The 20,519-nt window shown below is 66.4% G+C and carries 17 protein-coding genes; 16 read left to right on the top strand and 1 reads right to left on the bottom strand.

Going from position 1 to position 20,519, the window contains the following annotated elements; genetic code table 11:
• Nucleotides 1–14: 14 nt before the first annotated feature.
• The 16 genes from HRU76_14555 to HRU76_14480 all read left to right on the top strand — a co-directional run bounded on the left by HRU76_14555 (nucleotide 15) and on the right by HRU76_14480 (nucleotide 19,242).
• Nucleotides 15–2,321, top strand: a complete 2,307-nt coding sequence (locus HRU76_14555) for a PQQ-binding-like beta-propeller repeat protein (GenBank protein QOJ18728.1) — start codon at nucleotides 15–17, stop codon at nucleotides 2,319–2,321.
• A gap of 40 nt (nucleotides 2,322–2,361) precedes the next feature.
• A complete protein-coding gene (locus tag HRU76_14550; GenBank protein ID QOJ18727.1) occupies nucleotides 2,362–3,903 on the top strand; it encodes a PQQ-binding-like beta-propeller repeat protein in 1,542 nt (513 codons plus the stop codon).
• Between the two features lie 20 nt (nucleotides 3,904–3,923).
• Complete coding sequence (locus HRU76_14545) at nucleotides 3,924–4,175, top strand: hypothetical protein (protein ID QOJ19205.1); 252 nt, start codon at nucleotides 3,924–3,926, stop codon at nucleotides 4,173–4,175.
• Nucleotides 4,175–5,788, top strand: a complete 1,614-nt coding sequence (locus tag HRU76_14540; GenBank protein ID QOJ19204.1) for a sodium:solute symporter family protein — start codon at nucleotides 4,175–4,177, stop codon at nucleotides 5,786–5,788. The genes HRU76_14545 and HRU76_14540 overlap by 1 nt, the downstream gene beginning before the upstream one ends.
• Nucleotides 5,785–6,879, top strand: a complete 1,095-nt coding sequence (locus HRU76_14535) for a hypothetical protein (GenBank protein QOJ18726.1) — start codon at nucleotides 5,785–5,787, stop codon at nucleotides 6,877–6,879. Before HRU76_14540 ends, HRU76_14535 begins: the two co-directional genes overlap by 4 nt.
• A gap of 25 nt (nucleotides 6,880–6,904) precedes the next feature.
• The gene (locus HRU76_14530) at nucleotides 6,905–8,347 is read left to right on the top strand and encodes an aldehyde dehydrogenase (GenBank protein ID QOJ18725.1); all 1,443 of its coding nucleotides are present in this window, start codon (nucleotides 6,905–6,907) and stop codon (nucleotides 8,345–8,347) included.
• A gap of 53 nt (nucleotides 8,348–8,400) precedes the next feature.
• Nucleotides 8,401–9,585: an iron-containing alcohol dehydrogenase gene (locus tag HRU76_14525; protein QOJ18724.1), complete on the top strand. Its 1,185-nt coding sequence runs from the start codon at nucleotides 8,401–8,403 to the stop codon at nucleotides 9,583–9,585.
• 83 nt (nucleotides 9,586–9,668) lie between these two features.
• A complete protein-coding gene (locus tag HRU76_14520; protein ID QOJ18723.1) occupies nucleotides 9,669–10,940 on the top strand; it encodes a PQQ-like beta-propeller repeat protein in 1,272 nt (423 codons plus the stop codon).
• The gene (locus HRU76_14515) at nucleotides 10,937–12,280 is read left to right on the top strand and encodes a coproporphyrinogen III oxidase family protein (GenBank protein ID QOJ18722.1); all 1,344 of its coding nucleotides are present in this window, start codon (nucleotides 10,937–10,939) and stop codon (nucleotides 12,278–12,280) included. The genes HRU76_14520 and HRU76_14515 overlap by 4 nt, the downstream gene beginning before the upstream one ends.
• Entirely contained in the window at nucleotides 12,237–13,667 is a 1,431-nt protein-coding gene (locus tag HRU76_14510) for a glycosyltransferase family 4 protein (protein QOJ18721.1), read from the top strand. The genes HRU76_14515 and HRU76_14510 overlap by 44 nt, the downstream gene beginning before the upstream one ends.
• A gap of 2 nt (nucleotides 13,668–13,669) precedes the next feature.
• Nucleotides 13,670–14,137: an acyl-CoA thioesterase gene (locus HRU76_14505; protein QOJ18720.1), complete on the top strand. Its 468-nt coding sequence runs from the start codon at nucleotides 13,670–13,672 to the stop codon at nucleotides 14,135–14,137.
• A gap of 19 nt (nucleotides 14,138–14,156) precedes the next feature.
• Entirely contained in the window at nucleotides 14,157–14,684 is a 528-nt protein-coding gene (locus tag HRU76_14500) for a hypothetical protein (protein ID QOJ19203.1), read from the top strand.
• Entirely contained in the window at nucleotides 14,681–16,021 is a 1,341-nt protein-coding gene (locus HRU76_14495; protein QOJ18719.1) for an AMP-binding protein, read from the top strand. The genes HRU76_14500 and HRU76_14495 overlap by 4 nt, the downstream gene beginning before the upstream one ends.
• Nucleotides 16,018–16,626 carry a hypothetical protein gene (locus HRU76_14490; GenBank protein QOJ18718.1) on the top strand — a complete coding sequence of 203 codons (609 nt, stop codon included), beginning with the start codon at nucleotides 16,018–16,020 and terminating at the stop codon, nucleotides 16,624–16,626. Before HRU76_14495 ends, HRU76_14490 begins: the two co-directional genes overlap by 4 nt.
• Nucleotides 16,623–17,888, top strand: a complete 1,266-nt coding sequence (locus tag HRU76_14485; protein QOJ18717.1) for a tryptophan 7-halogenase — start codon at nucleotides 16,623–16,625, stop codon at nucleotides 17,886–17,888. The genes HRU76_14490 and HRU76_14485 overlap by 4 nt, the downstream gene beginning before the upstream one ends.
• 199 nt (nucleotides 17,889–18,087) lie before the next feature.
• Nucleotides 18,088–19,242, top strand: coding sequence for a hypothetical protein (locus HRU76_14480; GenBank protein QOJ18716.1), 1,155 nt, complete (start codon nucleotides 18,088–18,090; stop codon nucleotides 19,240–19,242).
• On the opposite strand, the gene hisD is transcribed toward HRU76_14480, so the two are convergent.
• Complete coding sequence (gene hisD / locus HRU76_14475) at nucleotides 19,226–20,503, bottom strand: histidinol dehydrogenase (protein ID QOJ18715.1); 1,278 nt, start codon at nucleotides 20,501–20,503, stop codon at nucleotides 19,226–19,228. The genes HRU76_14480 and hisD overlap by 17 nt on opposite strands.
• Between the last annotated feature and the right edge of the window lie 16 nt (nucleotides 20,504–20,519).

Below are 20,519 nucleotides of genomic sequence, written 5' to 3'. Positions count from 1 at the left end.
CTGGGAGACGACGAATGAGAATCGCCACTCTGCTGACTTCGACCGTCGCCATGTTGTTCGCCGCGTCCACCGCTGCGCAGGGCGAGCGACCCCGTCCGGCGGCGGGCGGCGGTTCGATCAACGCCGAGCGTACGCCCGGCGCGGGCTCGGCCGTGTGGTCTTCCTGGCGCGGGCCGGGGCAGTTCGGCGCGTCGGACGAAAAGAATCTGCCGGAATCGTGGCAGGTGGACGGCGAGAACCACCTGTGGACCTACCCGGTCCGCGGGCGGGGCACGCCGGTCATCGCCAATGGCCGCGTCTACGCCATGGGATACACCGGCGAAGGGCCTGATCTGGTCGAACTGCTGTTGTGCCTTGACGAGCAGACCGGCCGACTCATCTGGCAGCATGCCTTCAGCGATTTCATCTCCGACACGGTCTACGACCGCTACGCCATCGGCAGTCCCACGGTCGATCCCGCCACCGGTCACGTCTATTGCCTGACGTCACCGGGGCTGCTCTGCTGCTTCACGGCGGATGGCGAACTGAAGTGGCGGATCTCGATGATGGAGGTGTTCGGGCGGCTGACCTTCCCCAACGGACGCACCGGCGCCCCCGCGATTGACGGCGACCTGGTGATCGTGCATCCGATCACCTCGATGTGGGGTCCGGCGGGACCGGCGATGGACCGCTTCTACGCCTTCGACAAGCGCACCGGCGACCTGGTCTGGTGGTCGCAGCCCGGCGCGTCGCCCAAGGACAACTCGATGTCCATGCCGGTCTTCCAATGGCTCAACGGGCGGCGCGTCTTCTACGCCACCACCGGATGCGGCTACCTGGTGTGCCTTGATGCCCGCACGGGACAGCTGATGTGGCGGTACTTCATGACCAATGGCGGCATGAACGCCTCCGTACTGCTGTATCGAGACATGGCCATCGCCATTCACGGAACCGAGAACATCGACGCCTCGAACATCGGGCGCATGGTCGCGGTGCGCACCGGCGCCGAGCCGGCGACCGGTGCAGCGCAGCCCAACACGCTGTCGCGCGAGCACGAGGTGTGGCGCAACGATCTCGAGTCGTTCTCCAGCAGTCCGGTGCTGGTCGGCAATCGCATCTACCAGACCATCCGCACCGGCGAGCTGTGCGCCGTCAACGCCGACAGCGGCCAGGTGCTCTGGCACGAGAAACTCGCTCCCGACCAGATTCACGCCTCGCCGGCCTGGGGTGACGGCAAGCTGTACGTGCCCATGAACAACGGGATGTTCTACATCATCCGGCCCACGGATGAGGGAGCCCGGCGCCTGGCGGAAGTGCAGCTCGAAGGCAACTGCCTGGGCGCTCCGGCCATCGCTAACGGCAAGATCTTCGTGCATACCACCGAGGCGCTCTACTGCTTCGGATCGCACCGACCGCACGCCCCCGCGTCGGCGGCCGCCGCCCCCATTCTCCAGAGGGGCGAGCCCGCCATCCTGCAGGTGATCCCCACGGACGTGATCTGCCGGCCCGGCGACAGGGTCACGTTCCGGGCCCAGACGCTCGACGCGCGGGGCAACGTGGTGGATGACCTTGTTCGTCAGTTGACGTGGACGCCCAGCCCGGCGGTGAACGCCTCGTTCGACGCTTCCACCCGCGTCATGACGGTGCCGTCCGACGCCCGGCCCGGCGCGGCCGCGCTTGAAGTGGCGGCCGGCGGGCTGAAGGCGTCGGTGCGGGTGCGCATCGTGCCGGATATACCCTTTCGGCAGGACTTCGAGGGCATCGCGCTCACCCAGCCCGACCCGGCGGACGCCAACATCAAATTCTCATGGCCGCCCTCGGAGTGGATCGGCGGGCGCCCCAAGTGGGACATCCGTGAGGTCGACGGCAGCAAGGTTGCCGCCCGCACCATTGATAACCCGCTCTTTCAGCGCACGATGACCTTCATCGGTCATCCGGATTCGACCAACTACACCATGCAGGCGGACGTGATGTCGGACGGCAACCGGCGCACCATTTCCGCTCCGGGGCTGATCCACCAGCGATATCAGATCGTGCTCAAGGGCAACTACCAGGAACTGGAGATCAGCTCCAACGTGGAGCGCATCAAGCAGTCCGTCCCGTTCGCCATGAAGCCCAATGTGTGGTACACGCTCAAGTCGCGCGTGGACACGGGCAGCGACGGTTCCGCCACGGTGCGAGCCAAGGCATGGCCCCGCGACGAGCCGGAGCCGGAGGGCTGGATGATCGAGGTGCACCACAAGCACGGGCACCAGAGCGGCGCTCCTGGGATCTACGGCTTCACGCTTCAGAGCCGCTTCAAGGTCTACGTCGATAACATCGTCGTTACGCCCAACGAGTAACCCAGGCGACTACCCGGGGGCGGGCGGAAGGATCATGACCATGCGAAGGATCACGACATCGCTGCTGGCCCTGACGGGCGTCGCGCTGCTGGCCGGCGCCGCCGAGGACTGGCCCATGTGGGGGCGCACGCCGGAGCGGAACATGAGCGGACCGGCCAGGGGGTTGCCGGTGGAGTTCGCTCCCGGTCAGTTCATCGGCGCCAGCGATGAAATCGACATCAGCACCGCGAAGAACGTGAAATGGGTCGCCAAGCTCGGTTCGCAGAGCTACGGCAACCCGGCGATTTCCAACGGGCGCGTCTTTCTGGGCACGAACAACGACTCGCCGCGCGACCCGCGCTACGAGGGCGACCGCAGCGTAGTGATGTGCCTTGACGAGCAGACCGGCGCGCTCATCTGGCAGATCAACATTCCCAAGATGGGCACCGGCAAAGTGAGCGACTGGGAGTATCTGGGCATCTGCTCCTCGCCCACGGTGGTGGGGAACCGCGTGTACTTCATGTCCAATCTCTGTGAAGTGGTCTGCGCCGACGTGAACGGCCTGGCCGACGGCAACGATGGTCCATTTACCGACGAAGGCCAGTACTACGCCGGCAAGGGCAAACCCCCGATGGAACTGGCGCCCACGGACGGCGACATCATCTGGACGTTCAACATGATCGACGAGTGCGGCGTCTTCCCGCACAACATCACCACCTGCGCACCGCTGGTGGTGGGCGACCGCATCTGGGTGGCCACGTCCAACGGTGTCGATTACGGCCACGTGGAGACGCCCGCCCCCTTCGCGCCCAGTCTCATTCAACTGAACGCCATCACCGGCGAACTGATCGGCGAGGAGGATTCGGGCACCGGGCAGCGAATCCTTCACAGCAACTGGAGCTCGCCGGCTTGGCTCGAATCGGGCGACCTGAAGCTGTGCATCTTCGGCGGGCCGGATGGGTGGGTGTACGCCTTCGCCCCCGAGCCGGTGGAAGGCGAGGACGGCCGCATGATCCTCGACGAGGTGTGGCGCTTCGACGCCAATCCGCCCGAGTATCGCATGCGCGATGGCAAGCCCATCAAGTACGCCACCCGGGCCGGCCCCAGTGAAGTGCTGGCCACGCCCGTCGTCGCGGGCGGCAAGGTCTACGTGGCCATCGGGCAGGATCCCGAGCACGGCGAGGGCGCGGGCAACATCGTCTGCATCGATCCGACCGGCAAGGGCGATGTGACCGCGACGCACGGCGTCTGGTCGTACAACCTGATCAACCGCTCGATTTCCACGGCCGCGGTGGTGGATGGCCTGCTGTACGTGGGCGACTACTCGGGATTCGTCTACTGCTTCGACGCAGCAACCGGCCACCTGCACTGGCGGCACGACACCAAGGGGCACATCTGGGGTTCCCCGCTCGTGGCGGATGGCAAGGTGTACATCGGCAACGAGGACGGCTATCTCACCATCCTCGCGGCGTCGAAGGAGCTGCAACTGCTCAACGAGATTGACATGATGTCGCCGGTGTACTCATCGCCGGTCACGGCCAACGGAGTTCTCTACGTGCAGACGCACACGCATCTGTTCGCCATCAAGGAGACGCCTGAATGAACGGCTCGCGTCGGTCGGGCATGTTCTGGGTGGTGTGGGGTTCGGCCCTGGCGCTGGCGGTGCTGCACCAGGATGTCTGGTTCTGGGGCGACGTCACGCTGGTGCTGGGCGTGGTGCCCGTGGGACTGTTCTACCACGCCTGCTTCTCGGTGGCCTGCGCGATGGTGTGGGCCCTGGCGGTGAAGTTCGCCTGGCCGCAGCACCTGGAGGCGTGGGCGGATGAGTTTGAAGGTCCGGCCCGAACGCGCGGCGGCAGGGGGGGTGGGGCATGATGCTGCTTGCCCAGGCGCCGCCGACCACGCCGGTTTCCGTCGTCCCGCTCTACGTCATCGGTGCGTATCTCGGTCTGCTTGTGGTGCTGGGTCTGGTTTCGGCGCGCGCCTTTCGCGGCACCAGCGGCGACTTCTTCGTCGCCAGCCGATCCATCGGCCCGTTCATGCTGCTGATGAGCGTGTTCGGTACGACCATGACCGCCTTTGCACTGGTTGGCTCCACCGGCAAGGCGTTCGACCTGGGCATCGGCGTCTACGGGTTGATGGCCTCGTGGTCGGGGCTGATTCACGCCGGCGTGTTCTTCCTCATCGGCATCAAGCTCTGGGCCATCGGCAAGCGCTATGGCTACGTGACGCAGATCCAGTACTTCCGCGACCGGTTCGAGTCGCCCACCCTGGGCTACCTGCTGTTCCCGATTCTCGTACTGCTGGTCATTCCCTACCTGCTGGTCGGTCTGCTCGGAGCTGGTTCGTTCATCACCGGCGTCACGCGCGGCATGTTCCCGGAAATGTTCGCCTCCACCAACGGCTCGGTGCCGACCTGGCTGACCGGGCTGGTCATCAGCGGCGTGGTGCTGTTCTACGTGTTCTTCGGGGGGGTGCGCAGCGCCGCGTGGGCCAATACGTTCCAGACGTTGGTATTCATGGTGATGGGTGTGGTGGCCTTCGTGATGATCGCCCATGCGCTGGGCGGCATGTCGGCGGCGTCGCAGGCGGTCATCGAGCACGCGCCGCAGAAGGCCGCGCGGGAAGGCATGATCGGCAAGGCGCAGTTCCTCACCTACTGCTTTATTCCTCTCTCCGTGGGCATGTTCCCGCATCTCTTTCAGCACTGGCTGACGGCCCGCAGCGCCAAGAGCTTCCGGCTGACGGTCATCGCGCATCCGGTGTGCATCATGATCGTCTGGCTTCCCTGCATCATGATCGGCATCTGGGCGGCGGCCAAGGTCGGCGCGGGCGAGCTGCGGGCGCCGCCCAGCTCCAACGCGGTGCTGGGCCTGATGGTCAACCGCTACGTGGCTTCCGATCTGCTGACCGGCCTGCTCGCGGCGGGCGTGCTGGCGGCCATCATGTCGTCGCTCGACTCGCAGTTCGTGTGCATCGGCAGCATGTTCACCAACGACGTGGTGATTCCGCTCACGGGCCGCGACCGTTTCAGCGACCATCAGCGACTGTGGCTGGGTCGCGGGTTCGTCATCGCCGTGGTGTTCGTGACCTACCTGATCTCGCTGACGAATCCGGGGCATGTCTTTGACCTCGGCGTGTGGTGCTTCACCGGCTTTGCCTCCCTCTTTCCCCTGGTATTCGCCGCCATTTACTGGAAGCGCACCACCAGAGCCGGGGCCATCGCCTGCGTGGTCACCACCGCCGTGGTATGGGCGATGTTCTTCTCCGACGCCATGATCTTCACCGACAAGGGCTACCTGGGGCAGAAGGATCCCGGCACGGAGGAGTATCTTGTCAACGGCGTCATGGCGGTCACGTTCGTCTTCGCCGCGTCGGTGATTTCGCTGGTCGTCGTATCGCTGCTCACGAAGCCGCTGAGTCGGGCGACGATCGACAAGTTCTTCGCCATCGAAAAGGCGACGGCGACCGTGGAGCCGGGTCGATGAGCGCGGCCACAATCACCAGCGGGCTTGAGCAACGAGCCGTGGAGGCAAGCGCCCGGCTCGACGCCCATGTGCGCGACATCGTGCGATGGCACTTTTCACCCGAGACGGGCACGCCGTTCTGGCTCGACTGGGCGAGACGCGCCGGGTGGAACCCGGCGGCTGAAGTCCGGTCATTCGCCGACATCCGGCGTTTCCCCAACTTTGACGGCGACCTGCTGCGCACCGAGCCGCTCGAGCGATGGATCCCCGCCGCCTACAAGGGACGGCCGTTCACCATCTTCGAGACGGGCGGCACCACGGGAATGCCCAAGCAGCGCATCGGGTGGGACGACTACAAGTTCGACTACGAGCAGTTCTCCGAAACGCTGGATGATGCCGCGTTTCCGCGCCATCACTACTGGCTGATGATGGGGCCTACCGGTCCGCGACGACTTCGCCTGGCGATCGAGCACCTGGCCAATTTCCGCGGCTGCTCGTGCTTCTTCGTCGATCTCGATCCGCGCTGGGTGAAGAAACTCATTGCCAGCCAGCAGTTCGACCAGGCCAGGCAGTACATGGCCCACGTAGTCGATCAGGCGGTGACGATCCTCAAGCACCGGCAGGTGAGTGCGCTCTTCACCACGCCCAAACTGCTGGAGGCGCTGAGCGAGCAGATTTCCATCCCGGACGCGGGCATCAAAGGCGTGTTCTGCGGCGGCACGTCCATGTCGCCCCAGTACGTGCGATTCCTGATGGAGGAAGTCCTCGAAGGCCGTACGCAACTCGTCCCCACCTACGGCAACACGCTGATGGGTCTGGCGGCGCACAAGCCGCTCACCCCGGCGGACCAGTACTCGATCACCTACCACGCGCCGCAGCCCCGTGCGGTGCTGCGCGTGGTGGACCCGAAGCAGCCGGAGCGCGTGGTCGACTTCGGCGAATGGGGCCGCGTGGAGCTGACCACGCTGACGCACGAGTTCTTCATGCCGCGGTTCCTCGAACGAGATGAGGCCATGCGCCGTCCGCCCTGCGAGCGGTACCCGTGGGACGGCGTCGGCGACGTGCGGCCGTTCCAGCAGAACGAACAGAAGATCGTGGAGGGGGTGTATTGACGCCGCAGTTCCCCGGGGAGACCGCATGAGCGCCACGCACTTTCCCATCCTGCGCTGGGGCGAGCCGTACCGCAGTCTCGATGTGGACAACGTGGTCCACTTCGCCACGGGCGAGCCGATCGCCGAGATTTCTCGCACCAATCCCGGTCTGGTGGCGCGCGACATGCGCCGGGCCGCGGCCGCCCGCGAAGCGCTGCTGACGCTCGATCCGCTCGACCTGATCGACCGCCTCGGCAGAGCGGCGGACCTGTTCATGGACGCCGAACTGCCCGCCGGGGACGGCAAGCAGACGCCCGAGCAGTTCGTCCGCAGCCAGTCGGCGACCACCGGGCTTCCCGAGCGGCTGTGCCGGGCCAACATGGACAAACTCCATTACGTGCTCACCAACCTGCGCGCCATCCTCGCCTCGCTGATGCGCGGGCTCGACCCGCACATCCTCTCGCGCGGGTACGGCGAAGAGAACGGCGTCATGCGCAGTTACCAGGCGGCGTCGCCGGTGCTGGGCATGGTGCTGCCTTCCAACTCGCCCGGCGTGCATGGGCTGTGGCTGCCGGTGCCCGCGCTGCAGGTAGGGCTGGTCATCAAGCCAGGCCCGCAGGAACCTTGGACGCCCTTCCGCATGATCGAGGCCTTCGCCCAGGCGGGTATTCCGCGTCAGGCCTTTTCGATTTATCCCGGCGGCGCGGACATCGGGGCCGCCGTGGTCGAGCACGGCCGCAAGACGCTGCTCTTCGGGGGGGCGGCGACGGTGGATCGCTACCGCGGCAACCCGCGCGTGCAGGTGCATGGACCGGGGTTCAGCAAGATCATCCTGGGCGAAGATGCCGCCGATCGATGGGAAGACTACATCGACCTGATGGTCGAGAGCGTACTTTCCAACAGCGGACGCTCCTGCGTCAACTGCTCCGGCATCTGGACGCCGCGCCACGGCGGGGCCATCGCCGAGGCCCTGGCGGAGCGGCTGGGGCCCGTTGCGCCGTTGCCGCCGAACGACCCCGGCGCGGTCCTCGCGGCCTTCACGGTGAAGGAGCAGGCCGAAGGCGTCAACGCCCTCATCGAGCGCGGGCTGGCGGAGCCGGGGGTGGATGATGTGACCGCCGCGTGGCGAATGAAGCACGAAGGCGGCGACGGATCGCGCCTCATCACGCACGAGCGCTGCGCCTATCTGCGCCCGACGGTGATCGCCTGCGACAACCCCACGCGCACACTGGCCAACACCGAGTACATGTTCCCCTTCGTCAGCGTGGTGCAGTGCCCGCGGCAGGAAATGATCGAACGCATCGGCGACACGCTGGTCGCCACGGCCATCACGGCGGATGAGGGGTTCCGACGCCAACTCCTCGACGCCACCAACATCGACCGGCTCAACCTCGGCCCCATCCCCACGGTGCGGTTGAACTGGATGCAGCCGCACGAGGGGAACCTGGTGGATTTCCTGTTCCGCGCGCGGGCGTTTCAGATGGCGTGAGCGAGTCGGAGGACTTCACCGCCGTGACTCCAGGAGCCGATTGCTGACAGCGCATGTCACCCTTTGAATTTCAGATTCCGACGCGCGTGATCTTTGGTCCCGGATCGGTGGATCGACTGGGCGCGGTCGCTCGCGAGCAGGGCGGCACACGCGTGCTGCTGGTCACCGATCGCGGACTTGTGGAGGCCGGGCACGCGGATCACACCAGGCGGTCGATCGAGCAGGCGGGCTTGTCGTGCGTGGTCTTTGACCAGGTGCGAGAGAACCCGACAACGCTGGACGTGGATCGATGCGTATCCGCCGCGCGGGAGGCAAGGGTTGATTTCATTGTCGCCCTCGGCGGTGGAAGCAGCATGGACTGCGCCAAGGGCTGCAATTTCCTGCTCACCAACGGTGGGCGCATGGCGGATTACTGGGGCGTGGGCAAGGCGACGAAGCCGATGCTGCCATTCATCGCCGTCCCCACGACAACAGGCACCGGAAGCGAGATGCAGTCGTTCGCGCTGATCGCCGATGAGCGGACGCATCAGAAGATGGCATGCGGCGACCGCAAGGCCCTGGCCCGCATGGCGATTCTCGATCCGTTGCTGGCAGTGTCCCAGCCACGGTCAGTCATCGCCTGCACCGGGCTGGACGCGGTGGCTCACGCGGTGGAAACGGCCGTCACCCGTCAGCGTACGGAGGCGTCCCGACTGTTCTCGCGCGAGTCGTTCCGACTCGCCGTCGCCAACCTGCCGACCATCCTGCAGCAGGCGGACGACGTGGCGGCGATGGGCGGCATGATGCTCGCCGCTTGCTGGGCCGGCGCCGCCATTGAGCACAGCATGCTCGGCGCCGCGCATTCCATGGCCAACCCGCTCACGGCGTCTTTCAACGTGATCCACGGTCACGCGGTGGGGCTGCTCCTGCCTCACGTGGTGCGGTTCAATGCCCAGGATCCCTCAACGCGCGATGGCTACGCCGAGTTGGCCAGGACCGGCGGACTGGCTTCGCCTGATGGCGGCGCGGACGCAGCCGTCTCGGTGCTCGTCACCTGGCTGGAGCGGGTGCTCATCCAAACCGATCTGCCGAACACGCTGAGCGGATGCGGCGTCCAGGAGCGGGACATTGATGCGCTCGCGCAAGGGGCCGCGAAGCAATGGACCGCGCAGTTCAATCCACGCCCGGTGACAGCGAGGGAGTTCGCCATGCTGTACCGGGCGGCCTTGGGCGCGGGAGTGGCCGCTCCATTGGCGTAATGCCGGAAGAGTCGAATCCATCGGAGCGTTCGTCGGTAAGACGGGCAGCGGGAGCCGGGGGCTATGATGACGCGATTCGAGCCATGAGTTGCATCCACCTGCCCAAGCTGGCGTTGCTGGCGGGAGCCGCTGTGAGCAGCGGCGCGATGTGCTTGACATGGCCTTCCAGTTTCTTCAGTTCCACCCACGCGGGAATCCGGTCAATCGCCGAGTTCGATCCCCCCGGGGGCGGTACGGCCGCGCCGACGCCGCGGGCGGAATCGAACCCCGTCGCCGATTGGCCCGTCGCGCGGGGGGATCAGCGGCTTTCCGGCTTTGCATCCGGTTCGCTGCCTGACCGACTGACGCTCCGCTGGACGTACGATGCGGGCAAGTCCATCGCCTCATCGCCGGTAGCCGGCGGCGGGCGCGTCTACGTCGGTTGCGACGACATGAAGCTTCACTGCATCGACCTTGCTACCGGCGCCCCGGTGTGGACGTTCGAGACGGGCGAGATGATCGAGGCGCCGCCGCTGGTGCATGATGGCACGGTGTACGTGGGCTCGGGTGACTTCTTCTTCTACGCCCTCGACGCCGCCACCGGCTCGCTGCGATGGAAACATGAAACCGATGACAAGGTAGTGGGGGGCGCGAACTGGGTGAAGGTGAACGACGAAACCACGCTCATCATCGTGGGCAGTTTCGACAACAAGCTTTACGCCTTTGACGCGGCGACGGGCGAGGTGAAGTGGACCTATCTGACCGAGGAGCGCATCAACGCCGTACCCGCAGTGGCGGGAGATCGCATCATCTTCGGCGGCTGCGACCGCTATGTCCACGAAGTCAGGGCGACGGACGGCGCGTTCATTCGCAAGGTGTTCGTCGGCGACGAGGCCAACATGGCCGGGGCGGTGGCTGTGGATGGGTCACAGGTCTACGTCGGCCACATGGCCAACGAGTTCGTGCGCGTGGACCTGGACGCCGAACGGGTCGCGTGGCGATATCAGCAGTCGCGGTTTCCGTTCTACGCGGCTCCCGCGCTTGCGGCGGATCGGGTGGTCTTCGCCGGGCGCGACAAACTGGTTCATTGCGTGAAACGCGAGTCGGGCGACGTGATCTGGACGTTCTCCACCCGGCGCAAGATCGACGGCTCGCCGGTCATCGTGGGCGACAAGGTCATCTTCGGCTCGGGCGACGGGCGTCTGTACATGGTGTCGTTGGCCGACGGGCGGGAGTTGTGGAGCTACGAGATCGGGCAGCCGGTATATTCGTCGCCCGCGGTGGCCGGGGGGATGGTCATCGTGGGTGCCAACGACGGGCGGGTGTACGCCTTCGGCGCGCCGAACGCGCCTGAATCAGGAAGGAAGGCGCCATGACCGACAGCGCCTCAACGCCGCTGCCCGTGCTTCCGACGGCCGAGTCGAAGGAGAAGACCACCGCCGGCAACTACTTCGTGGCCAACTATCCGCCCTTCTCGTTCTGGACGACGGAGGCGACGGAGACGGTCCACCGGCTGCTCGACCGCCCCGCGCCGGACACCCCGCTTGGGTTGTACACGCACATCCCTTTCTGCCGCAAACGCTGCGACTTCTGCTATTTCAAGGTCTATACCGACAAGAACGCCAAGGAGATCAAGCGTTATCTCGATGCGGTGATCGCGGAGATGGCGCAGTACGCCTCGCGGCCGTACATCAAGGGTCGGCGGCTGAAGTTCATCTACTTCGGGGGCGGCACTCCATCCTACCTGTCGGTGGAGCAGTTGCAGTATCTCTTCGGCGGGCTGCAGTCGCATCTGTCGTGGGCAGGGGCGGAGGAGATCGCCTTCGAATGCGAGCCGGGCACGCTGCAGGAGAAGAAGATCCGGGCCTTGCGGGAGATGGGCGTGACGCGGCTCTCGCTGGGCGTGGAGAACTTCGATCCGCAGATCCTCGAACTGAACAACCGGGCCCACCGCGCCAGGGAGATCTTTCGCGCCTATGAGGTCGCCCGCGAAGTCGGCTTTCCGCAGGTCAACATTGACCTGATCGCCGGCATGGTTGGAGAGACGGAGGAGAACTGGAAACGCTGCATTGAGGAGACGATCCGGCTCGCGCCGGAGAGCGTCACGATCTACCAGCTCGAGGTACCCTTCAACACCACCATCTACCGTCGCATGAAGGACGGCGGGACGGAAGTAGCCCCGGTCGCCGACTGGGAGACCAAGCGCCGTTGGGTGAGCGAGGCGTTCGCGCGGCTGGAGCAGGCGGGCTACTCGATCGGCAGCGCGTATACCGCGGTGAAGGACCGGCACGTCAAGTTTCTCTACCGCGATGCGCTGTGGACGGGCGCGGACATGCTGGGCATCGGCGTGTCATCGTTCTCCCACCTGGCGGGCGTTCACTTTCAGAACGAGCACAACTTTGACCCGTACCTGGTCATGATCGAATCAGGCCGGCTTCCCATCCACCGGGCCATGGCGCTCACCGATGAGGAGCGTCTGATCCGGGAGTTCATCCTGCAGATGAAGCTGGGCCGCGTGGGCACGTCATACTTCCGCGACAAGTTCGACGTTGATGTGACGAATCGCTTCGCGGAGCCGCTGCGAAAACACGAACAGGCCGGTCTGTTGAACGTCCGCAACGGCGTCATCGAGCTCACTCGTCGTGGGCTGCTGCAGGTGGACCGGCTGCTTCATGATTTCTTCCTTGATCGCCACCGTCACGCGCGTTATGCGTGATGCGGTGCCCGGCCGATCCATGCGCATCCTTCAGCTCACACCCGGCACCGGCCACTTCTACTGCGGCAACTGCCTGCGCGATCATGCATTGAGCGCCGCGTTGCGCCGGCTGGGGCACGAGGCGTCGATCGTGCCACTGTACCTGCCGTTCCAGTTGGAGGAGTCGCCGCTTCCCCGCCGCGAGCGTGTTCACATGGGGGGCATCAACCTCTACCTGCAGCACAAGCATCCGTGGATGCGGCGGCTGCCCGGCTTTCTGCGCCGCTGGATGGACGCCCCCCGCCTGCTGCGATGGTCTTCCAGGATGGGCGACATGACGGACGCTGCGTCGCACGCCGACATGACGCTTTCCATGCTGCGCGGGTCCGACGGGCGGCAACAGTGGGAACTGGCGCGACTGATCGACTGGCTGAAGAAGTCCGGTGAGCGGCCGGATGTCATCATCCTCTGCAACGCCCTGCTGATCGGGCTGGCCCGCCCACTGCGTGAGGCCATGGGTTGCCGCGTCATCTGCACGCTGCAGGGAGAGGACGCTTTCCTTGACGCCCTGCCCGTCGCCGCGTCACGGCAGGCGTGGTCGCTCGTACGCGAGAGGGCGGCGGGTGTGGATGCTTTCATCGCCGTCAGCGGGTACTACGCGGACGTGATGCGAGGGCGGTTGGGGTTGCGTGAGCGTCAGGTCCACGTGGTATACAACGGCATCGACTTCGACGGGTTCCCGACCTCACTGCCTTCGTGGCCGCGAAATCCGGAGGCGCCGGTCATCGGATTCCTGGCGCGCATGTGCGAAGAGAAGGGACTGATCACGCTCGTTGAAGCATTCATCCAGTTGCGACAGCGCGGCCGTGTCCCACATGCGAAGCTGCGCGTCGCGGGCGTCATGCTCAAGCCGGATCGCCGACTCGCGTCGCAGATGCAGACGCGGCTGGCCGAGGCGGGGTTCGCGGCTGATTCGTCATTTCACCCCAACCTCTCCCGTGAACAGAAACTGGTCCATCTTGCATCGCTCGATCTCTTCTCCGCACCCGCCACGTACGGCGAGGCGTTCGGGTTGTACGTCATCGAAGCGATGGCGGCGGGGGCGCCGGTGGTCCAGCCGCGACACGGGGCCTTCCCGGAGTTGATCGAGGCGACCGGCGGCGGCACGCTGTGCGAGCCGAATGATCCCGGTTCACTCGCCGACGCCCTGGAGCGACTGCTGCTCGATCATGACGCCGCCCGGCGGCTCGCGGCGCAGGGGTTCCACGCGGCGCGCGAACGATTCACGTCCGAGCGCATGGCCCGCGACGTGGCCGAGGTCTGTAAGATGGCTCCTTCGCCCGCCGCCGCTGCGGACCTCTCGCCCCATGCGGGGGTCGCGTCGCCGGTCTCCGCCGGCACACACTGATCATGCCCCATGAGTTCCGCACATCCCGTCTGGTCGAGTTCGCCGACACCGACATGGCGGGCATCATGCACTTCGCCAACTACTTCCGCATCATGGAAGCCACCGAGCACGCCTTCTTCCGTTCATTGGGGCTGTCGGTTCATTCGCAGCACGGTCCGGAGATGGCGGGGTGGGTGCGCGTGAGCGCGGCGTGCGACTACCGCCGCCCCCTGCGCTACCAGGACGAGGTGGACCTGCACCTGCGCATCACCGGCAAGACGAACAAGTCAATGACGTACACCATCGACTTTCTCCGCCGCGGCGCGGCGCCCGATGAGGCCCTCTGCGCCCGCGGCACGATGACCGTCGTCTACGTGACGCAGAAGGCGGGTCAGGACCGTCCCCGCGCGGCGCCCATGCCCGACGACGTGAATCGACTTCTGCAGATTGCTCCCGACGCCGATGTGATGAGGATACGCCCCCATGCCTGACAACGTGGCCCATTCAAGCATGACCTGGGTCTGGTTCGCCCTGATGACCGTGGCCTGCTGGGGACTGTACGGCGTGTTCCTGCACACCGGGCAGGTATCGATGGGCGACCCCGTCAACGGGCGCTACAAGGCCTTCCTGTGGGTGGGCGTGGCGTACTTTCTGATCGCCGTGCTTGCGCCTCTGGGGATGCTGGTCGTCGGCGGCGCGACGTGGACCATGCCGATGAAGGGCGTTCTCTGGTCGCTCATCGCCGGCGTGGTCGGTGCGGTGGGGGCGTTCGGCGTGCTGCTGGCCTTCGGCGCCAAGGGCAGCCCCGCGGTGGTCATGTCGATCATCTTCGCGGGGGCGCCCATCGTCAACGCCGTCATCGCCATGCTCATGCACCCGCCGGCGGGGGGCGCGGGCGCGATCCGCTGGCCCTTCTACCTGGGCATCGTGCTGGCGGCGGCGGGGGGTATGCTGGTGACGCTGTACCGTCCACCGGCCGCGCCGGTGCATGCTACGACGACGCATTCCACGACCGCGCAACGGATCGCTGATCGATGATGGATCTCTCCCGCCAACCGAGGGCGGCGATCGAGCACCATCAACTCGACCGTCTGCGGCGCCTCATCGCCGAGGTGATCCCCGGCAACCACTTCCAGACCGCGCGCCTGCGAACCGCCGGGCTGGCGGCGGGGTTGTCCGACCTGACGGAGTTCTCCCGCCGCATGCCTCTCACCACCAAGTACGAAATCGCGGTGGATCAGCAGGCCCATCCACCGTACGGCAGCAACGTCACGTTTCCACTCACCCGCTTTACGCGACTGCACCAGACCAGTTCCACCACCGGTTCCCCGCTGCGCTGGCTTGATACGCCCGGCGACTGGGCCTGGCTGCTTGACGGGTGGAAGCAGGTGTACGCGGCGGCAGGCGTGACCGCGGCGGACCGAGTCTTCGCGGCCTTCTCCTTCGGTCCCTTCATCGGCTTCTGGATGGCCTTCGAGGCGGCGCTGCAGATCGGCTGCCTCACCATTCCGGGTGGGTCGATGAACAGCGTGACGCGGTTGCGCGCCATGCTGGCCAACGATGTCACGGTGCTGCTCTGCACCCCCACGTACGCAATCCGGCTGGGTGAAGTGGCGCGGGAGGAAGGCATCGACCTCAGTCGCGCTGCGGTCAGGCGGATCATCGTCGCCGGAGAGCCGGGCGGTTCGATTCCCGCCGTGCGGGAACGCCTCCACGCCCTCTGGCCCACGGCGCGCGTGGTCGATCACCACGGCATGACCGAAGTCGGCCCCGTCACCTACGAATGCCCGGACCGGCCCACGACGCTGCACGTGATGGAGTCGCACTATCTCGCCGAAGTCATCCACCCCGTCACGGGTGAGCCGATCGCGGGCGAGCAGCACGAGGGCGAACTCGTGCTCACCCCGCTGGGCCGCATCGGAATGCCCCTGTTCCGGTATCGAACGGGGGATCTGGTCCGTCTCGACGAGCGATGGCGGCGCGGCGAGCCCTGCGCCTGCGGCCGCACGCTCATGACGCTGACGGGCGGCATCCTGGGTCGCGCGGATGACATGGTGTTCCTGCGCGGCGTCAACCTCTTTCCCAGCGCGGTGGATGAAATCGTGCATCGATTCCCAGACATCCAGGAGTACCGCGTGGAGATTGACTCGCGCGGCGCACTGGACGAGATGCGCATTCTCATCGAGCCGGCGTCCGGTGTCGCCGCCGAAGGCCCCGACCTCTGCCGTCGTCTCGCCAAGGCCTTCCGTGACACGTGGAATCTGCGGATCGACGTGGTTGCCGTACCGGCGGGCCAGTTGCCGCGCTTTGAGATGAAGGCCCGCCGCTGGGTGCGGCTGGCGCGCGAACCAGCCGCGGAGGGGAACCGCTCATGACTCCCCTGGTGCAGCGCATCGCGAATCTGCTCTCCCCGCTGGAGGGCTTCTACGCCGACTCCGGTCTGGCCATTCCGCCCGTCGAACCGCTGGCGGGTGAACGACTGCCCGAGCCGGATCGATCCCTGCTCGTCCACGACCAGGACATGACCTCCACGCTCGAGTCCTTCTGGAACTCGGTGCTGCGGGTGCGCGTGCTGGGCATGCGGCGTCAGGGCGACCGGCTCAACCGGCAGGTGGTGCTGGTGACCGATCCCGGTGAGCGCGTGGTCGAGTACGGCGCCATCGAGATCGACCTGGCGGCCTTCGATCCGCCGGCCCGCGAGGAGATCATCGCCTGCGTGCTTCCGCTGGGGGCGATTCTCAAGCGTCACCGCATCGACTACACCTGCCGTCCCGGGGCGTTCTTCCGCGTCGCGGCGGATGTCATCACCGCCCGGGCGTTCACCATCGCCGAGGGACGAATGCTCCACGGGCGCCATAATCTTCTACTGGATGCCTCTGGCCGCCGCTTGGCCGAGGTGGTGGAAATCCTGCCTCCGACGACGGCCGCGACCCCGAATCCGATCCCGCGTGACGGGCGAATACTCGGCAGCACCTCATGACCCACGCCAACGATCACGATGTCATTGTTCTCGGCGCCGGACCCGCCGGCTCCACCGTCTCCGCCCTGCTCGCCGAGATGGGGTATCGCGTGCTCGTGGTGGAGAAGGAGCGCTTCCCGCGTTATCACATCGGCGAGTCCATCATTCCCTATGCCTGGTTCCCCCTCAACCGGCTGGGGCTGATCGACAAGCTGGATGCCGCTCCGTTCACGGTCAGGAAGCACAGCGTGCAGTTCGTCGGGCTGGATGGCACGGTCAGCACACCCTTCTACTTCTTCCAGCACACCGATCACGACTGCGCCCGCACCTGGCAGGTCGTTCGCGCCGATTTCGACCAGTTCCTCGCCGACAACGCCTGTGAAAAAGGCGCGGAAATCCGTTTCGAGACTGCCGCCCGCGAGCTCATCATGGATGGGTCCCGCGTGGCCGGCGTGCGCGTCCGCTCGCGCGACGGGCGCGAGGAGGATCTCCGCGCCGCCATCATCGTCGACGCCACCGGGCGCGACCACTTCAGCGCCGCCCGTCACGATTGGCGCCTCGCTGACCCGCATCTGAAGAAGATCGCCATCTGGTCCTACTTCAAGGGGGCGAAGCGCGACCCCGGCATTGATGAGGGCGCCACCACGGTCGCCTATGTGCCCGACAAGGGCTGGTTCTGGTACATCCCGCTGCCCGACGACATCGTGAGCGTGGGCATTGTGGCCGATCGTGACTACCTCTATCGCGGCCCGCGCGATCCGGACGCCATCTTCGCCCGCGAGATCGACATTCAGCCGTGGATCAGCGACCATGTCGCCCCCGGCGTGAAGACCGAGCCGTGCAAGGTGACGGGCGATTATTCCTATCGCTCGCGCCACTGCGCCCGCGATGGGCTGGTGCTGGTGGGCGACGCCTTCGGCTTTCTCGACCCGGTGTTCTCCTCGGGCGTCTTCCTGGCGCTGCAGTCCGGCTGGATGGCCGCCGACGCCATCGACGCCGCCCTCCGGGCTGGAGATGTCTCCGCCGGACGCTTCGCCGACTACGGCCGCCGTTTCTGCCAGGGCATCGAGGCCATGCGGCGGCTGGTCTACGCCTTCTATGACCACGGCTTCAGCTTCGCCGCCGTCCTCAAGAAACACCCGCATCTGCGCGGCGACATGACCGACTGCCTGATCGGCAATGTCTCCAAGGACTTCGAGCCGCTCTTCGCCGCCGTGCGCGAGTTTGCTGACATCCCCGGCCCGCTGCCGCACGGGGCCCCGCTCGTCGGGGTCGGTGGGTGAGAAGGGGAATGGGGGGGACTGGGGAAGAGAGCGGGAAAGGCGCGACAGAAGCGTTCAGCAATCATTTCTGGACGAACGGTCAGATGTGCCGGAGCGAGGGCTCTGGTCGGAGCAGACCGAAATCCGACGCCCCTTTGTCTTGGCTCTTCCGTTCCTCCGAGGTATGCTTGACCGGCGGGCAGAGAGGAGTTCATCGGTCATGCGTTATGGGTTGGTCGCGGCGGTTTTCGTGTCAGTGCTGGCGACGGGGGGGCCGGCGAGCGCCCGGGCCGACCAGGTGGTGCTGGTCGCCGACCGGGACAACACGCTGTACGAGCGGCCGGCAGGGGATGTGAGCAACGGCGCGGGACAGCGGTTCTTCGCCGGGCGGACTGGTCAGCAGGTGGATGGCGTCCGGCGCGGGTTGCTGCGATTCGACGTAGCCGGTGCCGTGCCGCCCGGCTCGGTCATCACCGGCGTGACCCTGCGTCTGAACATGTCGCGCACACGCGCGGGCAATCGGACTGTGTCGATTCACCGTTTGCTGAGCGACTGGGGCGAGGGACCGTCGGACGCCTTCGGCGAGGAAGGCGACGGCACGACCGCCGAGCCGGGCGACGCCACCTGGCTGCACCGTTTCCACGACACGGTGTTCTGGACTCAGCCCGGTGGAGATTACGTTGCTGCGGCCAGCGCCAGCCGCGTGGTCGGGGGACTGGGCGCCTATGTGTGGGGATCGACGCCCGCCATGGTGGCGGACGTGCAGGCGTGGCTGGACAACCCGGGTTCGAACTTCGGATGGATCGTGATCGGCGACGAAAGCACCACAACCACCGCCAAACGGTTCGATTCGCGCGAGCACCCCACACAGGCGAATCGTCCCCGGCTGACGATCGACTACCTGCCCGCCGCTCGCGTGCTGCCGGATGCGTTCACGCGACTCCGCGGCCTCCCGGTTTCAGGCGGCCTGGCCGATCTGCACGAAAGCGACGATCTTCGGCTGGTGACGCGCCCGGACGTGTTCCGCACATCGGCGGTGCCGCCGGTGCAGATCGAGGTCGGCGGACAATCGCCGGTTGAGAACCCATCCGAAATCGTGGTGCGCGTCGAATCGCACGCCAGCGTCAACAACATTCAACAGCGGCTGCTGTGCTATGACTTCGATGCACAGCAGTACGTTCAGGTGGATGCGCGCATTCTGCCCACGGCGGACGGCGTGATCGATGTGCGCATCACGTCCAATCCCGGGCGGTACATCGAGAACGGCTCCCGGCGGATGAAGCTGCTCCTGCAGTGCAACGCCATCGCCTTCACGATCGCTCCGGTCTGGCAGGCGCGGCAGGATCAGGTGATCTGGGTCACGATCGGGCCGTGATTCGCGCTTCCGCCGCGCGGGCGTGGGCCTCCAGCCCCTCCATTCGGGCCATCGCGGCGGCATCGCGGGCGATGGCTTCGGCGTCCGCGATGGATTGGGGCGAGTCATCGAAGCGCAGGAACGTCAGCGGGCGCAGGAAGTGCAGTACGGACAGCCCCGCGCTGTGACGCGCCACCCCGCCGGTGGGCAGGGTGTGATTCGGTCCGATGCCGTAGTCGCCGAACACTTCCGCGGCGCGCTCGCCGATGAAGATGGCGCCATAGTGCCGCAGGCGCGCGGCCAACTCCTCGGAATGGCGCGTGCAGACCTGCAGGTGTTCGGGCGCAATCGCGTCACTGATGGAAACGGCCTCCTCCTCATTCTCCGCACTGATCCAGCCCCCGTTGGAGAGCGCGATGCGGGCCGTCGCGGGGAAGGGAAGTTTGATCAATCGCCGGCGCACCTGCTCGACGATGCGCTCCGCCGTTCCACGTCCCAGGGCGACGAGGATCGGCAGGGCGTCCTCGTCATGCTCCGCCTGGGCCAGCAGGTCCGCCGCCACGAGCGACGGGTCTGCGGAGTCATCGGCGATGACCAGCAGTTCCGACGGTCCCGCGAGCATGTCGATGCGTGCGAAGCGCGACGCAACATGCTTGGCGGCGGTGACCCACCGATTGCCGGGACCGACGATGACATCGCAGGGGGGCAACCCCGCGCAGCCGCAGGAGAGCGCGGCAATGGCCTGCGCCCCGCCGATGATGAGGAGGTGATCCGCCCCGGCGATGGCCGCCGCCGCCTGCGTGATGGATGAAGGACGGGGCGAAGCGGCGATCACCTGCTCCACGCCCGCCACGCGGGCGGGAATGACCGTCATCAGCAGGGAGGACGGAAGCGGGTATCGCCCCCCCGGCGCATAGCAGCCCGCAACCTCGACGGGTACGAAACGATGCCCCGCCTGGCCGCCGGGTACGCAGACGGTGAGATCCTGCAGCGATGCGCGTTGATGTTGCGCGAAGCGGCGGATGCGCTCCGCCGCGCGCTCCAGCACGCCGCGTGACTCGGCGTCGAGCGAGGACAGCGATCGCTCCAGTTGCCCGCGTTCGAGGGTCAGGGGTTCGTCCGCCGCGCTCAGGTCGCCGAAGCGGAAAGCGTGCTCTCGCAGGGCCGTCTCGCCGCGCTCGCGCACGTCATCCACGATGGCGCCGGCGACGCGGAACGTCTCGTCATCAAGCGTTGCGGCACGGCGTCGAAGCAGGTCATCCAGTGCGACTCGTCGGAACATGGCTGGCTCGCTTGGG

Source organism: Phycisphaeraceae bacterium (assembly GCA_015709595.1).
In the GTDB taxonomy this organism is placed as follows: Bacteria; Planctomycetota; Phycisphaerae; order Phycisphaerales; family SM1A02; genus CAADGA01.
This window is presented reverse-complemented; position numbering and strand designations above follow the sequence as displayed.

Bases quoted from the DNA above. Each gene is read 5' to 3' on its own strand.
- HRU76_14500 (QOJ19203.1), top strand. From the start codon at position 14,157: ATGACCTGGGTCTGGTTCGCCCTGATGACCGTGGCCTGCTGGGGACTG.
- HRU76_14490 (QOJ18718.1), top strand. From the start codon at position 16,018: ATGACTCCCCTGGTGCAGCGCATCGCGAATCTGCTCTCCCCGCTGGAG.
- HRU76_14520 (QOJ18723.1), top strand. From the start codon at position 9,669: ATGAGTTGCATCCACCTGCCCAAGCTGGCGTTGCTGGCGGGAGCCGCT.
- HRU76_14555 (QOJ18728.1), top strand. From the start codon at position 15: ATGAGAATCGCCACTCTGCTGACTTCGACCGTCGCCATGTTGTTCGCC.
- HRU76_14485 (QOJ18717.1), top strand. From the start codon at position 16,623: ATGACCCACGCCAACGATCACGATGTCATTGTTCTCGGCGCCGGACCC.
- HRU76_14515 (QOJ18722.1), top strand. From the start codon at position 10,937: ATGACCGACAGCGCCTCAACGCCGCTGCCCGTGCTTCCGACGGCCGAG.
- HRU76_14535 (QOJ18726.1), top strand. From the start codon at position 5,785: ATGAGCGCGGCCACAATCACCAGCGGGCTTGAGCAACGAGCCGTGGAG.
- HRU76_14505 (QOJ18720.1), top strand. From the start codon at position 13,670: ATGCCCCATGAGTTCCGCACATCCCGTCTGGTCGAGTTCGCCGACACC.
- HRU76_14510 (QOJ18721.1), top strand. From the start codon at position 12,237: ATGATTTCTTCCTTGATCGCCACCGTCACGCGCGTTATGCGTGATGCG.
- HRU76_14480 (QOJ18716.1), top strand. From the start codon at position 18,088: ATGCGTTATGGGTTGGTCGCGGCGGTTTTCGTGTCAGTGCTGGCGACG.
- hisD (QOJ18715.1), bottom strand. From the start codon at position 20,503: ATGTTCCGACGAGTCGCACTGGATGACCTGCTTCGACGCCGTGCCGCA.
- HRU76_14545 (QOJ19205.1), top strand. From the start codon at position 3,924: ATGTTCTGGGTGGTGTGGGGTTCGGCCCTGGCGCTGGCGGTGCTGCAC.
- HRU76_14540 (QOJ19204.1), top strand. From the start codon at position 4,175: ATGCTGCTTGCCCAGGCGCCGCCGACCACGCCGGTTTCCGTCGTCCCG.
- HRU76_14525 (QOJ18724.1), top strand. From the start codon at position 8,401: ATGTCACCCTTTGAATTTCAGATTCCGACGCGCGTGATCTTTGGTCCC.
- HRU76_14550 (QOJ18727.1), top strand. From the start codon at position 2,362: ATGCGAAGGATCACGACATCGCTGCTGGCCCTGACGGGCGTCGCGCTG.
- HRU76_14495 (QOJ18719.1), top strand. From the start codon at position 14,681: ATGATGGATCTCTCCCGCCAACCGAGGGCGGCGATCGAGCACCATCAA.
- HRU76_14530 (QOJ18725.1), top strand. From the start codon at position 6,905: ATGAGCGCCACGCACTTTCCCATCCTGCGCTGGGGCGAGCCGTACCGC.